The sequence below is a fragment of the Lactobacillus sp. WILCCON 0149 genome (assembly GCF_057197965.1).
In genome coordinates, this window is record NZ_JBUBHO010000001.1 from 1761938 (window position 1) to 1777790 (window position 15853).

A 15853-nucleotide genomic window follows, 5' to 3' on the forward strand; every position below is an offset into this window, starting at 1 on the left:
TTTGCAATCCTTTTCCGCAACACTTTCATAATTTTCTTATCAAAAGCAAAAAATCCGCTTTCTTTTTCAATCAACTTTACTTTCTTTAAATTTTTGTTAAAAAGCCGTCCGTTTTTGACAAAGTTAAAGGCAAAAGGCAATAAGTTCGGAAGAAAAAATAGAGAAAAATAGCAAAAAATAGAGAAAAAAGGCAAAAAGAAAACCCCTCACTTCCGTGAGGGGCAGGCAATGACCCGGGCGAGATTTGAACTCGCGACAACCTGGTTTAGGAAACCAGTGCTCTATCCAACTGAGCTACCGGGCCATGCAACACATTTAATTCTACAAAAAATGTGCTGAAAAAGCTAGTGCTTTAGCTTAAGTCATTAGTATTGGGGCATGAAAAAGCGCCGTGGTTCATCATTGCTGCCAATCCGGTCAGCCGCCTTGACAAAAGGCAGCCAGATTAAGACAGCAATGACCAGGTTGACTAAAGAAAGAACCAAGGCCCGCCAGTCATAGTTGCAAGCCAGGTAAGGGCCGACTATCGGGGGCATGATATTTGGAACAGAGGCCTGGACCCGGTTGATCCAGCCCAGCCTGGTCGCTAAATATGCAACAGAGACATTGGCAATAGGAGCCAGGGTAAAGGGCAAAAAGTAAACCGGGTTCAAAATAATCGGCAGCCCATAAAGCATGGGTTCATTGACATTGAAAACGGCCGGAGCCAGGGCCACCTTAGCCAAAGTCCGGTGGTCGCTGCGCTTGGAAGTCAGCAAAATCGCGATCACCAAAGGCAGGCAGGCCCCGCTGACACCAAAGATCATAAAAGAAGTGTTGGTCCATAAATACGGGATCTTGTGGCCATTAGCTGCCGCCAATATATTGGCATTTTGGGCCGTGGCCCAGATTGACCCAACGACCGGAGCCAGGGCACTGGCCCCATTGATCCCGAAGAACCAGAAAAGCTGGGTTAAGGCCGTAACGGCAATCACCATGATGAAGCCCTGGCCCAGTTTCAAAAGGGGCAGCTGGATGATCTCCAGAAGCCAGTCACCAAAATATTGGCCAGTAATGGTCTGGAAAAGATAGTTCAGCCCGCCCACGATAAAAAGGGCCAGCATGACTGGAATTGCCGCCTCAAAGGCCGCAATCTGGGCCGGCGGCATGGCAGTCTGGATGTGCAGGCCCAGTCTGGCCTTGACCCCCAGGATGTAAAGGGCCACGCCCAGACCGCCAAAGAGGATGGCGGTAAACATCCCCGTCGTTGACAGCTGCTTGGTGTTAAATACCTGGTCCAGCTTGATCCGCTTACTCCCCTGCATGAGGTAGGAATAGTTGGCAATGCTCATCATAAAAGAGCATAGAGCCGTCATGGCTCCGGCCAATGGATCCACCTCGCAGGCCTTGGCCAATTGGTAGCCCCAGCTGAGGACAAAGAAGAGGGCAAACATGGCCACGCTCCCCCGCCAGACAAAGTTGCAGATGGAGATCGCCGGCTGCATGAGCTGGTAAAAAACATGCCAGCCTAAATTTCGATTAGCAGCGACAATCAAGCTCTTGATCAAGACCGCTGCTGATCCGGTCAAACTGATCGGCAAGGTGGAGATAAAAGCATCCCTAAGGGCCACCAGCCAGCGGACTGAGGCCAGATTATTGGCCAGGGGCAGCAGGTGCCGCTCCAGCCAGTCAATCACGTTATTCACTCTGCTTCTTTCCCTTCAAGTAATGTGGATGATAACCCTTGTTCTTGTTTTTCTTCTTGGACTTCTTTTTCTTCTTAGCCGGCTGGGCAAGGACAGCAGTCTTTTTATCCTGCTTGTCTTTTGCTTCACCCTTTTCCTTTTTGACCGGCTTTTCTTTGCTTAAGTGGTAGCCGGCAAAGTAGACCCGGTCGACCGTTACTTCCCCTTCCAAAAGCTTCTTCAGCTTGCGCAGGTCGTGGTCATTGCCCAGAGACACCACCTTGCCCTCCTGCTGCATCCGGCCGGTCCGGCCAGCTCGGTGCATGTAGGTGTTGGCGTCAGTAGGGATTTCATAGTTGACCACGTAGGTCAGTTTCGGAATGTCCAACCCCCGGGCCGCCAGGTCAGTGGCTAAGAGCAGCTTGACCTTGCCCTTGGCCAAGTCCCGGATAGCCTGCTGGCGCTTGTCTTTTGAGAAATTGTTGGCTAAAACTTCAAAGCGGGTCTTGCTGTGGGCAAAAATTCTGGCAAAGCGCAGCATCCCCTCGTTTGAGTCAAAGAAGAGCAGGCCTCTAAAGCCGTCCAGCTTGCACAGGCGCTGCAGGTATTCCAGCTTGTGCTCATTGTCCACCTGCAAAAAGACATGCTCAGTCCGGCTGCCCTGGTCCGGGCGGACATCGACTAAGAAGAAGTGGCGGGCAAAAATTTCCTCCGCTTCCTGGGTGATCTGGGATTCAGTAGCCCCAAAGAGCAAAATCTGACTAGTAGAAGGCAGGTTCTGGCCCAAAGAACTCAGAAGTTCCAGCTTGGCAAATTCCAAAATGTCGTCGGCTTCATCGATGACCAGGGTCTTGATCTGAACCAGTTTGATCCGGCCAGAAGAGAAGAAGTCGAAGAAGCGGCCCGGGGTGCAGACCAGGACTTCACAGTTGTCCTTCTTCAACCGCTCGTCCTGTCTTTGCCGGTTTCCGGCTCCCACCAAGGCCAGGGTCTTGAGGCCCAGGGCCTTGGCAAAAGGCAGGATGGCATTTCTGATCTGGACGGCCAGTTCAGTCGTCGGAGCCAAAATCACCAGGGAATTTTTCTCCCCAGGAACTACCCGCTCTAAAGCCGGCAGGGCATAAGCCAGGGTCTTGCCCGTCCCCGTCTTAGCCAAAGCTACCAGGCTGGCCCCGTTCTTGATAGCCTCATAAGTCTCCTTTTGAATCAAGGTTGGCTGGTCCTTATGTTCCTTCTTTAAAACTGCTTGAATCTGTTCTGTGTAAATCATTGTGCTAATTGTCCGTACTTTTCTTTATATTGCTGGCTGGTCCCGATGTAGGCATACATGACGTTCTTGTAGCCGATCCCGCTGACTCCGGCCACGTGGCCTTTTTCTGTATAGCGCCAGAAGCAGTAGTCCAGTTTGCTTGGCGCTGACGTCGACGTGGCCAGGAACTTGCATCCCGCTGGAAAAAGCTTCTTATACTTCACCGGCGCGTTGACCATGACCTCATGGCTCTTAATCAAAGAAGCGGCCAGCTGGCTCATGGCAGTCAAATTGGCTGCGCTTGGATCATCTTGTCCGCTGTCCAGCAGAATTGGCAAGGCGCCCCAGTGGCCGGCAGACAGGCGCTTGGCCCGGGCTAGCTGCTTCTTGGCGCTTTTCTCCCCTGCTACTTCAAGTACGCTGCCATAGGCTAATTTGGTCTTAGCAACTTCCTTGCGTCTAGCGGAAAAATTCTGGTCAACCGGCAGATAGACGAAAGACAAGCCGCCCTTTTGAAGGCGGCTGAGGTCAATATCCTCTTGGCTTTGGTCAACCTTAAGGCCTACAGCGCTTTGACTGGCCCCTTTTGGCAGGGTAGTCTGGCTGGCATAATTGTACAGGCCATAAGCCAAAAGGCCGATAATCGCGGCCAGCAGAATCAAAAGAGCCGGCAGAGTTGCCGGATGCTGAAAATGCTTCTTTTGCCCCATCGCCCAAAACCTCCTTCTACCATTTTAGCCGAGAAATCCGCCTAGACCAAGTAGAAAGATTTCCTGTATAATTGAATAGTTAGACTTGTATTACTGGAGGGATTTCGTGAAAAAACAGATTTCTTTTGGCCAGGCACTGGCGACCGTCATCGGCTCAGTCATCGGAGCCGGGGTCTTCTTTAAGATCGGCAGCATTTCCCAAAGCACCGGGTCAGCTTCAGCCACTATTTTGGTCTGGCTCTTAGCCGGCGTTATCTCAATCTGCTCAGGTTTGACCGTGTCGGAAATCGCGGCAGCTTTGAACGTCAACGGGGCCATTGAATACCTGGACTACAGCTATGGCAATATCTGGGGCTTTCTCTTCGGCTGGGCGGAAATGACCGTCTACTTCCCCGCTCAGATCGCGGCCCTGGCATCGATTTTCGGCCAGCAGTTTGTAGTTTTGGCGGGCCTGCCAGCCTCCAGCAGCAAGTGGATTGCCGCTGGGGTGGTCCTTTTGCTCTTTTTGATCAACATGCTGGGCACCAAGGCTTCAGCTTGGATGCAGTCGGTGATCACGGTCATCAAGCTGATCCCTCTCTTTTTGATCATCGTTTTCGCCTTAATCCGCCCGCAAGTCTCCGTCAGCCTCTGGCCAGTTACGGTGGCTAGCAGCGGCGGCTGGCTGGCCGGGATCAGCCAGGGCCTGCTCTCCGCCCTCTTCGCCTTTGAAGGCTGGATCGTGGTGACCAATCTGGCCAAGGAAATGAAGAATCCCGAAAAGGACCTGGCCCGGGCCATCATCCTCGGCCTCTCCCTGGTCACTGTCGTCTACATCCTGGTCAACTACGCCTTTATGACTGCTTTGCCTTTTGCCAAAATCATCGGCAATGACAATACCGCCTACTATGCTTCTTTGAAGCTTTTTGGCCAGGCCGGGGGCAAAATCGTCACGGTCGGCATCCTGCTGTCGGTTTACGGGGCCTGCAACGGCTTTATGCTGACAGGGATGCGGACTCCTTACATCCTGGCCCAAGCAGACCGCCTGCCCGGCTCTGAGAAGTTGGCTAAGACTTCTGCCAGAAGCGGGGTCCCGGTCTTCTCCGCCCTTTTGGTCAACGCCATCGCCTTGATCATGATCGCCCTGGGCAACTTTGAAATCTTGACCAACATGCTGGTCTTTGTCATGTGGACCTTCACCACCCTCCTGTCTGTGGCTGTTATTTTGCTGAGAAAAAGAGAGCCAGACCTGGCCCGGCCTTTCATGACGCCAGCCTACCCGGTTATCCCTTTGATTTCCATTATTGGCGGTTTGTTCATCATCGTGATGACCGTCATCAACCAGTTTGCCCTCTCCGTGATCGGCCTGGGCATCACCCTCCTGGGCCTGCCCGTCTACTACTGGAAAAAGCTCCACTAGAGCAAAAAAATGGATCATCCACATGGATGATCCATTTTCTTTTAGGAAAAATTAGTCGTGTTCGTGCTTGCTGCTGAATTCTTCGACAACTTCCGGCTTGATGACGCCGATGTAAGGCAGGTTCCGGTAAAGGCCGGCAAAGTCCATCCCATAACCGATGACGAATTCGTTGCCTACGTGAGTGCCGTAGTATTCAACATCTACTTCAGTAGTCCGGCGGGCCGTCTTGTTAAGCAAGACGCAGCACTTGACTGAGCTTGCCCCGCGGCGGAGCATTTCGTCCTTCATGAACTTCAAAGTGAGGCCAGTGTCCACGATGTCTTCAACGATCAAGACGTCACGGCCCTTCACGTCAGCTTCCAGGTCATGGGTTACCGTGATCTTGCCGCTGGATTCAGTCCCGTTGCCGTAGCTGGAAACGTCGATGAAGTCAATGTCGCAAGCCAGGTCCATTTCCCGCAGGAGGTCGGTCAAGAAGAAGATGGCACCCTTCAAGGCGCCGACAACCAGCACCCGCTTGCCAGCGTAGTCCTTGGTCAATTGCTGGCCAAGCCGCTTGGTCATTTCCGCGATGTCTTCTTCGCTGTACAACTTGTGATCAACTGCGTCATGAATACTTTTCATTAGGTTTCCTCGATTACTAATTGCTTTCAAAATGATACATTCAGATTATAACATTATTTTGACAAAAAAGAACGGCATTTGTCTAAAAACCGTTCCTTTTTAAGAATCTTATTCTTCTTTTTCGGCTTGATCGTTTGTCTTTGGCCCTTCAACGATAAACCAGCGCATGAAACCCTGCTGAATATCGTCCAAGGTAAAGCGGAAGCCTTCCAGTTCTACTGACTCTTCTTTCTTCAAATTCGGATAGCGCTCCATCATGTAACCACCGATGGTGATGATGTCGCTGTTTTGGAAGCTCTTCAGATTCTGGTGGAAGTAGCGTTCAAAGTCATACAGGGTCGTCTTGCCGGAAACATGGATATTGCCTTCAGCGTCCTTGATGATGTAGTCGTCGGAAACGTCATCAATTTCATCCTTGACTGACCCGAAGAGCTCTTCGTAAATGTCCTTGTCAGTTACGATCCCGCTGGTGCCGCCGTATTCATCAACTACCAAAACGATTGGCGTGTGCTTGCTGATCATGAGACGCAGAATGTCTTGGATCGGCATGGATTCAGGCACCGTGATGATCGTCCGGTTGACCCGGGTCACCGGCACCTTGTCGTCCACCCGGCTCTGCTGGACGATGTCGTAGGCATAAACGTAGCCGACCACGTCGTCCTTGTCATTTTCCCGCACGACCGGAAAGCGGCTGTAGCCGTCTTCCAGGTACTTGGCCAGGGCAGTCTTGATGTTTTCGCTGGCATCTAAAACCGTCAGCCGGGTCCGGTCGGTCATAATGTCTTTGGCCGTCTTGTCATTTAACTGGAAGGCTCTTTCCATATAGGTCAAGTCTTCCTTGTCCAAGGCCCCGCCATGCACCGCGTTCTTGCTCAAACGGATGATTTCCGACTGAGAATAAACCTGGTTTTCCTCATCGGCCGGGTTAAAGCCCATTATCTTCAAAATACCAGATGAGCTGGCGTTCAAGAGCCAGACGAAAGGATAAACCAAAGTATGGAAGAAGTGGAGGGGCGTTACGATCCACATCAGCATCTTGACTGGGGCGTCAATGGCGATATTTTTCGGCACGACTTCCGTCAAAACAACTTCTAGATAAGTCAGGAAAATAACCCCGATCAAAGCTCCGACTGAGTTGACCAGACTCTTGGACATGGGAGTCAGAGCCAAAAGCCTTTCAAAGATGGTGGCCAAAGTATCAGCCCCGAACCAGCCCAGGATAACCCCAACTAAGGTAGTGCCGACTTGGGTAGTTGACAGGTACTCATTCAAATTATGCGACATGTGCAGGGCCCGCTTAAGTTTCTTCACGTTTCCCTGTCCATTGGCGATCATGTCCTCCAGCTGGCTGGGCCGGACCTGCACCAGGGCAAATTCCGCCGCGACAAAGAAGGAGGCAAAAACAAAGATTACAAGTATTGCTAGTAAATTAATCCAGATTTGTGTCGTAGTCACTGTAATTCACCTAAATTACTCTAATTGAACTATTTACCTTTATTCTATCATTATTTGCAGAGTTTTTTTCACAAAGGAGTTCATTCTAGAAAAATATTAAACGGGCCGCCCGCGTGAATCCGGACGGCCCGTTTTTATCTGCTTATTCTTGTTCTTTCTTTTCTGCCGCTTTACCTTGCTTTTTCTTCTTCCGCTTCTTGTGCCAGAAGAAAATAATGATGGCCAAAACTGGCAAAAGAACAGCGATGATGATCCAGAAGAGGCGGTTGCGGCTTCTTTCCTTGGCCTTGGCTTCCGCCTTTGGATTGTATGGAATCCGGTGGCCGGTCACTAGCAGCCGGTGGGTATTGATCATGTATGGCGTGCAGGTCATCAAGGTGCAGAGGTCCTTGCCCTTGACGATCTTGAGCTGGTCAACCTGGGTCGGCTTGATCACCTTAATCTGGTCAACCTTGTAGGCCAGGGTCTGGCCCAGGTTGTGGACGTAAAAGACATCCCCTTTTTTCATCCGGGGCAGGTCAGTAAAGAGGCGGGAGTTTGGCAAGCCACGGTGGCCGGTAAGAACCGCCCGGGTGCTCTTGCCCCCAACTGGCAAGGATGAACCTGGCAAGTGGCCAATGCCCTTTTGCAGGACTGATTCACTGGTCCCGGCATAGATCGGCAATTCTTGGTGGAGCTTAGGCAGATCGATATAGCCGATGTTTTCCTCTAATTCCAGCATCTTGGCATAAGCTGCCACGCCTGCTTGTTTCTCCTTCTTACTGAAAGGATCACTGAAGCTGGCCTGCTGGCCTGGTGACAAGAGCGAGGCGTTATAGGCCCGGGCCAGGCGGAGGCGCTTTTTTACTTCAGCTTCTGACAATTTACCGGCCGCCTTTTGGAAAGACTGGACCTTCTGGTGAGACAGCCAAAAGTTGTAGACCTGAGTCGACAAAGGATAAGCCAAAAGACCCAAGCCGACCAGTAAAAGCAAAATAAAGGGCCAGATTGGCCCCTTTTTCTTATTTTGCTGCTTTTGTTTATTTGCCTGCTTTTTTGCTTCTTTTTTCATTTCCGTAAATCCTATTGGTCATTTTTCCGCCGGCTCTTCACAGCTAAGAAGAGGCCAAAGACGAGGAGGACCAGGCCGGCAAAGACGGCCAGCCAGCTGACGATTTCCCCGGTCTGCGGCAGGAAGCCCTTCTTCTTTTGGCTAGGAACGTTAGGCTTTTGCGGCTGAGTCGGTACCTTTGGCTTGCTTGAGCTTGAGCTGGAACTTGAACTAGAGCTCGAGCTAGAGCTGGAACTCTTTGGCACGGTCGGCTTCTGCGGCTGAGTCGGCACGGTCGGCTGGTAGTTCTTTACAGTCACGTAGGCCGTTTCCCCGGCTTTGACGGTAAAGTGCTGCGGGCTGGTATTCTTCACGTATCCAGACAGGGTCGCCTGTTCAACGAAGTAGTAGTTGCCGGCTGGCAGGCCGGTCACCTTGATCAGCCCATTTTTGTCAGTCAAAAGGAGGCGGGAATCCCGGTCGTCTGTTGACAATTTGCCCAAAGCATCAACTCGCAAGGGAAGATTATTGCCTTCTTGATAAAGGTAGAAACTAACTCCGGCCAGGGCCTTGCCTTTGGCTGAAGCGCTGGCATAGCCCAGCTTAGTCAGCTGGACCTGGCCAGTGATGGCTTCAGTCTTTAAGTAGACCGTTAGCTGGTTACTGCCGTTTCTAGGTAAAGTCAAAAGAAGCGGCTGGACCGTCACCCCTGGCTTGGTCAATTCTCTGATGTAGTAGCGGCCGGGATCCAGGGAGAGCTTTAATTGGCTCTGGCCGGCAGCCATTTTTTCCTGGAAAACGGCCTGGCTGGACTGGTCCAGTTCTTCGCTGGTCTGCTTGTTTAAGTCCGCCAGCTTAGCCTGGTCATTAACCTTCCAGCCTTTAAAGACGAAACTTGTCGCTTGGTTTGGACTAGGGTTGACCAAGGTCAGGTCTTGGCTGGCGGCCTGAGCCCGGCCAGCCGTAAAAAGCAGACTGAGCAAGGCCAAAAGCCAGGCAAAAGCCAAGTGGCCGCGCCGTAAATGAGTCGCCATAAGTTGTTCTCCCTTCTCACCCTTCTTATACTCTACACTCTGCACTGTTTTTCTTCCACAATGCAGCCATTTATTATTTTTAAAGACTAACCTTTCTAAAGCAGGCAAGCTCAGGGCCAGCTCCCCTGCTTTAGAAAAGCGGAAAGCCAATTGAATTTCCAATTGACTTTCCCGCTTCAAAAAGTAACAAATTGTGATCAACAAATCAACTAAGTTTAGTCAATTAGGCTTGACGACGCTTCTTGATTTCGTAGAAGGCGAAGCCTACAGCTGCCAAACCAGTCAGAGCGAAGATCAGGGCACCGATGCCACCAGTCATTGGCAGGTTTGGAGTCTTGTTGTTCAGGATTTCTACAGGATCAGCTGCTACAGCATCAACTGCAGTTGGATTCTTGTAGTAGGAAGTTGCGTTGACAGTCACAGTAGTAGTGGCATTGTCTGGCAGGTTGTAGCCTTCTGGGGCTTGAACTTCCTTAAGAACGTACTTAGTAGAAGAATCATCGTTGTTCTTGCCAGTTGAGCCGTACTTCAGGCCCTTGATTTCGAAAGTGCCGTCCTTCTTTGAAACAAGCTTAACTTGGTTGCCAACTGCTTGGTCCTTGAAGCCAGTTGAGCCGTTGGCATCGATCATGGCTTGAGTCCACTTAACTGGAGTAGTGCCGTCTGCTTCGTACAGTTCGAATACTGCGCCTTCCAGAACGTTCTTGTTAACGGCGTCCTTCTTAACGAAGCGGATACCACCGGTGTGAACTTCTGGAGTGTCAGATTCTGGCTTGCCAGAAACGCTGCCGCCGTTGTGGTAGTTCAAGACAACCTTGTTGTCGATGGTCTTGCCCATTACGGCCTTTTCGTTGATAGTAGTTGCAAATTCAACTTCGATGAATGGGTTTTCGTCAGTGTTCTTGGCAATGTCCTTGATTTCTTCAGCACTTGGAGTTTGGCCTGCTGCTTGGTAAGCTTCGTAGGCCTTCTTCTTACCTGCTTCAGTCAAGGTAACCTTGAAGACATTGCTGTCAGCAGTTGGTTCAGTTACCGTGTAATCTTCGCCGGCTTTCAAAGTCTTAGTGCCGACAGTAACTACTGGAGTGAAGGACTTGTCGTAAGTCAGAGCTGAATCCAAAGTATCGATGAATTCGTAAGTTTGGTAAGTGTCGATATCGGCAGGAATAGTACCCTTCAAGTACCACTTAACCTGGTCGCCGACCTTGGCTGAGTCGTCGTTGTTGCCCAGATCGCTGACGTCCTTGCCCGGAGTTGGGGTAGTAACCTTGTTCTTCGGGTAAACGTTCATGGTCTTAGCGTAACCCTTGCCGGAAATGTATGATGGAACTTCCAGCAGGAATGGTGCAGTTTCAAAGGCTGAGTCAGTCTTGGTTACTTCGACAAAGTAATACTTGCCGTAATCAGCTTCTGGAATAACCTTAGTTGCCAAACCAGAAGCGTCAGTAGTCATCTCGCCGTTAGTTGAGTAAGCTGCTTCCAGTTCCTTAACTGACTTCTTGGCCAAGTCTGCCAGCTTGTCGCTGTCATTGACCTTGAAGTATTTAAACTTGACATTAGCCATTGGCTCCAGGTTGTCACTGTCGCTAAGGCCCAGCAAGTTCTTCAAATCGCTGGTTGACTTGGTGTCAAAGTCAGCGTTTTGCTTGGTCTTGCCTGACAAGTCACTGGTGGTCTTGTACTTGTGGATGGCCACAGTTACTTCGTTAGGCTTAGTAGTCGTATAGTTGTCTTCAGCGGCGCTTACCAGGCCAGCGCTAGACAGGATAGGTGCGGCTGCCAAAGTAAAGGCAGCCAGCAAAGTTGCTAATTTTCCTCTTTTCATGGTCTTTTCTCCGTCTCTTTTAATTCACACTAATTATCAGCAATCTCCGTTTTTTCCCTAAAGTCCTGTCACCTCCTAAAAGTGGCTTAGTGCTTGGTCTAGCGCGGGCGTGTGATGGAAAATACCCGCCAATGGCATCTCGTTTTCGTGAACAAGTTGGATCAGCAATTCTGCTTACCTGCGATTGCAGGCCGAAAGCCACCAGCTAGATCTTTCGCTAATTATTCTTTTGTTATTTCTTCATTTCCTTGAATCTATCATAATTATATCATCGGGTTATAAAAAGTTCAATATAAGATCATTAGTTTTTCTATACTTCTTTACTAATAGGGCAAAAAAGCGCTGCGCCTTAGAGGCGCAACGCTTTCAGTCCATTTTGTACATTAGTGTTTTATAATACTATAATTTCTTAAGCCCAAAACAGCTAGCAAGAGCATGATCAAACCTAACAAGATAAAGATCAAAGCACCTGGTCCACCGGTTTGCGGCAGAATTGGCTGCTTTTGGTTGTATACCGTGACAGCCGCTTGACTGGTCTGGTAGCTGGCCTTTACCGCGTGAGGCGTAGAATCCAGCTGGTAGCCGTCTAACGCCTTCGTTTCAACCGCATAGTAGGTCTGGCCGCTCTTAAGGCCGGTAAAGAGCAATTGACCGTTGTCATCACTCTTTAAGACATAGTCCTGGCCGGAAGAGTAGTTAGAATCACTTGGCGCGACAACCTTGCCGTCTGCCAGACGGAGGAACTTGCCTGCCTTGGCGTTAGCTTCACTGTCCGCCAGCTTAAATTCAACGCCCGACAGAGTCTTGCCGGAAGCAGCGTCCTTCTTGATGATCGCCGCTGACGCGTCCTCAAGTACCACCCCAACTCTGGCTGGTTCAACTGGAAGCAGGTTGTTGGTCGTGACCGCAAAACTGTTCCAGGCTGCCCGACTGCTTTCATCCGTATTTGGATTAAGCAAGGTCTGCAGCTGACTTGCTGTTAAGTCAGTCCGCTTTGGCGCCTGCATGGTGAACTCGATGGTTGTGGTTTGGCCTGCCTTGATCGTTTGCCCATTCTTCAAGCTGATCGTAAAGGACCGGATCTTGGACCAGTCAGTCACTTGATCTTGCGTCAGCCAAGTTGGGCTTTCAGCCCCGGATGGGTCCTGCAGCTTTTGGGCGCCAGATGGCCAGTTAGCTACTGAGTTGTTCAAAAGCGCCCGGCTTGGCTTACTGGAAGTTGAGTACTTGATCTCCAGGTTGGAGTTGCTCAAGGTAATTGGGCCGGCCAATACCGGAGTAAATTGGCTGCCCCGGTCAACATTGTCAGTAATGCCTAAGTCGCCAACAGTTGGCAAAACGTCCAGCAAGGTCAATTTGGTGATGGCCTGGCCGTCAGTATTGCTGAACTTGAGCCGGTAGGAAATCTGCCCGCCCAAGCTGGCATGAGCCATGCTAGAGTAGTCACTGTCCAGGTCACCCTTGACTTCTTTTTCTGTCTTCAACTCATCATAGTTTGACAGGCTGTAGGATTGCTGGCTAGCAACAGCCACCTTCAAGTTTCCGTCGCCAAAGAGATCGGCGACTTCTCTGTAGGCTTCGCCGTCTTTGACCTTGTCAGATTCCTTGTCCGTGATCAGGGAGTAACCCGTTGGAGCCAGCAGCTTCTGGCTATAGGAAGCACCGTAAGCCTTCAAGGTTACTGGTCCACTGACATCTCCAACATTGACGTTGAATTCACCACGGATGTGGTAACCCGGCTGCAGGCCCCCTTGTCCTTCACCCATAACAAACTTAACGTATTGCTGGCCAGTATCAACGCTGTCCGCATTTTTCAAGGTCTGCTTGTAATTGAAAGCGCCAGACCAGTTGCCGGCTGAACCCCATCTCTCTAAGAGCGTCTCTTGGCCGGTACTGTCATTGACAAGATACATCTTGACATCGGTATTGGCGTTGTCAACCGTCACCCCTTTTGGCAAAAGAACTGACAAAACCGTTGGTGACTTCGTAGCGATCGGGGAGTTGGTCACATTGTAGAAGTCAGCAATAACCCGGTTGGAGGCATTCTTTCTGATAACTGTGTCTCCTTCTGGGGCATGCTGAGCAAAAGAAACGTCAGTCCGGCCAATTGGAATTGAGCTGGACTTCTTAATGACTTGAACTGACCGTGGACCAATCGGACTGAATTCACCAGTGCTAGTCTTCTGGTTGGTCGTTGACTCGTGGACGTACTTGGTCCCGTCCTTTGTTACGATGTAGGCTTGGGTAGTTATCGTAGCCTTGCCAACATAGCCTTCCTCAACGCCGCCACGCATGTAGACCGCCCCTGACGTTTTGGTATTGATCAGCTGGCTGGTATCTTCGTACTGAATACTGAAATCAGCACTAACCAGGCGCTCATTGTCTTTAACGCCAAAGTCTGACAATGGAATCTGGCCGTTTTTAGTCACATACTTGGTGATCGTCCTTTGAGCCCCAGTTTCCATATTTTTGACGTACAAAGTAGCCATAGTCCCTGGAGCCATCCCGCTTGGGTAGCTGGTTGAACCTTCAGAAACATAAAGTTGCAGCCATGGGGTAGCGAATTCCAAGGTCTTGATGATAATGTGGGAATCAATATCGTAGTGAACTACCGACTTTTGCAAGCCTGTGTTAAGCAGACCATTGATAATTGAACCGTTGAAAGTGCCAGAACTGATATTGCTTCCGACCAAACTGCCTCTGCTGTTGTATTGTTTCGTTGTTGCAAGCCCTTCAGTCCCAGTAAAGTACTGGCTGGCAAAAAGCAGGCTGGCCGTGTCATAAACAGTCGTTAGGGCATTAAGGCCCATATTGCCTTCACCATCGCTTGGCCCGTAGAAGTTCGGGTAAAGAACATCACCGTTAGAATTTACATTCCCGTTGATGACTTGGCCGATTTGACCAGTTGCGCTGCTTTGAACCGAAATCGTATTATTCTGCAGATTTTTCGCAGTCAGTGTGGCCGTATTAGTAATTACTTCATTGGCAGTCCATTTAGAAAAAATACTATTGCCAGGCTTGGTGTAGACAATAAAGGACCCCGACACCAGTGGCTGGCCACTGGCCAAGCTGGCCGCCTGCTCCTCAATAGAAGGCGTTGGTATTTCCCAGGTAATAGTTTTTCCGTTAGTGCCAACATATGTCACATTGCCATTCGGATCCGTAATGCCGGCATAAACGCCATCCTGCATCAAATAGCTGATTTGCAGTTTTTGAGTCGGGTCTAAGAAGTTGAGACCAGTCTTATTCGGAATCGAGTAGCTGATCCGCCAAGCCAGAGTGTCCCCTCTGCCAGGAGCAGTGTTCAATGAGCCATTCTTTGCACCCAAAAAAGTCGTGCTGATTGAGGCACTGGTAGTTGCGGCAACCTGGGTGTAGGCACTGGCTTTTGTTTCATAGCCAGTGTTGTCCTTGAAGCTGCCGGCAAGTTCTAATGAAGTAGCATGATTGATGTAGCCGTTGTCAGTGTTGACAGCCAGTTTGAAGCTGTAGGACTGACCTGCCTTAAGGTCGGACTTTTGGAAAGTATAGATGACCTTGCCGTCAGAAACAGTCGGCTTAACGCCAGCAACTTCTGGCAGGACATCAGTTTTCAGCTTCAAGTGACCATTGGCATTGCCCGTCAAATTAAAGGTCAGCGTGGCCGGCCAGCGGTCAGCCTCATCATAGCGGGAGCCAGAAACCTTGAAGTTGATCGTAAACAAAGCCGTATCGCCTGACCAAACCATGTACCCGTTGTTATCAGACGAAATTGCCAAGTCAGCGTTAGCCTTGCTTGTTACCGTCGTGCTGGCCAGCAGATTGCTGGTAAACAGACGGGCGTTGATAGCGCTGAAGTCAGACTTCGCCTGGCTCAGGTTGGTAGTCAGCTGATTAGTTGAAGCAGTGACTGTTTTTTCAGAATTAATTGAACTAGTTGCAGATTTTTCTGAACTGGATGTACTAGTTGCTGTCTTTGCTGAAGAAACTGAGCTGCTAGAAGTACTTGCAGAGTCTTCTTTTGCTGAAGAAACTGAGCTGCTAGAAGTACTTGCAGAACTCTTTGAACTTTCTTTTGCAGAAGACTGTATGCTTGAGCTCTGAGTTTGTGAGCTTTGCTTTTCTTTCGCAGAACTGGCTGAAGAAGTACTTACTGAAGAATTACCTGCTGCTGATGATGAAGAAGCAGAAGATGACGTAGATGAAGAAGATGATGATTCTTCAGTATCTTCATTCTCCACCTTGACCACCAGCGGATAGCTGGAATAGTCCTTGCCATCTTCCTGGTAAGTCGCGATCAGCTGACCGCTGCCGACTTCTTTGCCAGTCAGCGTAAACTTCAGCTCGCTCTGCCCTTTGGCAAAGTGCAGCAAAAGGTGCCGGCCTTCTTTTTCAGAAGCGGCTACCTCTTTGACAGCCTCTTCCGGCTTGTCAATCTTCAATTCTTTATTGGCCTTGTCCGTGGCGGTTTTATCCAAATCTACCAAGTCTGGCAGACTGACTTTTACCTCCAGGTCAGCCTCATTTTTACTCCGCTTGAGCGTGAGCGTTTCTTGACAACTCAGCTTCAAATTTAAGGAATCATTTTTATCTTTACCAGTCAGCTCTTTGTCCTTCTGCATGAAGACGAGCTGGTCACTGACCTCACTGGCAGCGGCCTGACTCACTCCCGCAAAGGAAGGCAAAATAAGCTGCAGAATCAACACTGCAGCCAGCAAAAAAGCTCTGGATTTTTTCATAATCTGCATCATGTTAGGTTCTCCCGTTGCAATTTAATATTTCCTGTACCAATTGGCACGTATTAATTGCATCCTTCCATCGAGATGCCAGATCCGTTTGCCTATCCTTATTAAAGTTTAAAAATAAGAATATAGCTATCTTGTT

The 15853-nt window shown here is 49.9% G+C and carries 10 protein-coding genes and 1 tRNA gene; 1 reads left to right on the forward strand and 10 read right to left on the reverse strand.

All coding sequences use genetic code 11. The features are described 5' to 3' along the window. Window positions 1-229: 229 nt before the first annotated feature. The 4 genes from ACYVUV_RS08145 to ACYVUV_RS08160 form a co-directional block, all read right to left on the reverse strand. A tRNA-Arg gene (locus tag ACYVUV_RS08145) sits at window positions 230-304 on the reverse strand. 61 nt (window positions 305-365) lie between these two features. Then, window positions 366-1685 carry a PTS sugar transporter subunit IIC gene (locus ACYVUV_RS08150; protein WP_439775748.1) on the reverse strand — a complete coding sequence of 440 codons (1320 nt, stop codon included), beginning with the start codon at window positions 1683-1685 and terminating at the stop codon, window positions 366-368. Then, window positions 1678-2934, reverse strand: coding sequence for a DEAD/DEAH box helicase (locus tag ACYVUV_RS08155; RefSeq protein ID WP_484499250.1), 1257 nt, complete (start codon window positions 2932-2934; stop codon window positions 1678-1680). The genes ACYVUV_RS08150 and ACYVUV_RS08155 overlap by 8 nt, the downstream gene beginning before the upstream one ends. Beyond that, the gene (locus tag ACYVUV_RS08160) at window positions 2931-3623 is read right to left on the reverse strand and encodes a 1,4-beta-N-acetylmuramidase (RefSeq protein ID WP_439775750.1); all 693 of its coding nucleotides are present in this window, start codon (window positions 3621-3623) and stop codon (window positions 2931-2933) included. Before ACYVUV_RS08160 ends, ACYVUV_RS08155 begins: the two co-directional genes overlap by 4 nt. Before the next feature lie 106 nt (window positions 3624-3729). Here ACYVUV_RS08160 and ACYVUV_RS08165 point away from each other — a divergent pair, with 106 nt between their 5' ends. Continuing rightward, entirely contained in the window at window positions 3730-5022 is a 1293-nt protein-coding gene (locus ACYVUV_RS08165) for an APC family permease (RefSeq protein ID WP_439775751.1), read from the forward strand. Between the two features lie 51 nt (window positions 5023-5073). Here ACYVUV_RS08165 and hpt read toward each other — a convergent pair whose 3' ends face one another. The 6 genes from hpt to ACYVUV_RS08195 form a co-directional block, all read right to left on the reverse strand. Next, window positions 5074-5646, reverse strand: a complete 573-nt coding sequence (gene hpt, locus ACYVUV_RS08170; RefSeq protein WP_439775752.1) for a hypoxanthine phosphoribosyltransferase — start codon at window positions 5644-5646, stop codon at window positions 5074-5076. Between the two features lie 108 nt (window positions 5647-5754). Further along, window positions 5755-7101 (reverse strand): hemolysin family protein, encoded by a 1347-nt coding sequence (locus ACYVUV_RS08175; RefSeq protein WP_439775753.1) that lies wholly within the window; start codon window positions 7099-7101, stop codon window positions 5755-5757. 142 nt (window positions 7102-7243) lie between these two features. Then, entirely contained in the window at window positions 7244-8152 is a 909-nt protein-coding gene (locus tag ACYVUV_RS08180) for a class C sortase (RefSeq protein ID WP_439775754.1), read from the reverse strand. Between the two features lie 11 nt (window positions 8153-8163). After that, a complete protein-coding gene (locus ACYVUV_RS08185) occupies window positions 8164-9165 on the reverse strand; it encodes an MSCRAMM family protein (RefSeq protein ID WP_439775755.1) in 1002 nt (333 codons plus the stop codon). A 223-nt stretch (window positions 9166-9388) separates the two neighbouring features. Continuing rightward, window positions 9389-10990, reverse strand: coding sequence for a SpaH/EbpB family LPXTG-anchored major pilin (locus ACYVUV_RS08190; protein ID WP_439775756.1), 1602 nt, complete (start codon window positions 10988-10990; stop codon window positions 9389-9391). A gap of 383 nt (window positions 10991-11373) precedes the next feature. After that, a complete protein-coding gene (locus ACYVUV_RS08195; RefSeq protein ID WP_484499251.1) occupies window positions 11374-15720 on the reverse strand; it encodes a prealbumin-like fold domain-containing protein in 4347 nt (1448 codons plus the stop codon). Window positions 15721-15853 lie beyond the last annotated feature (133 nt).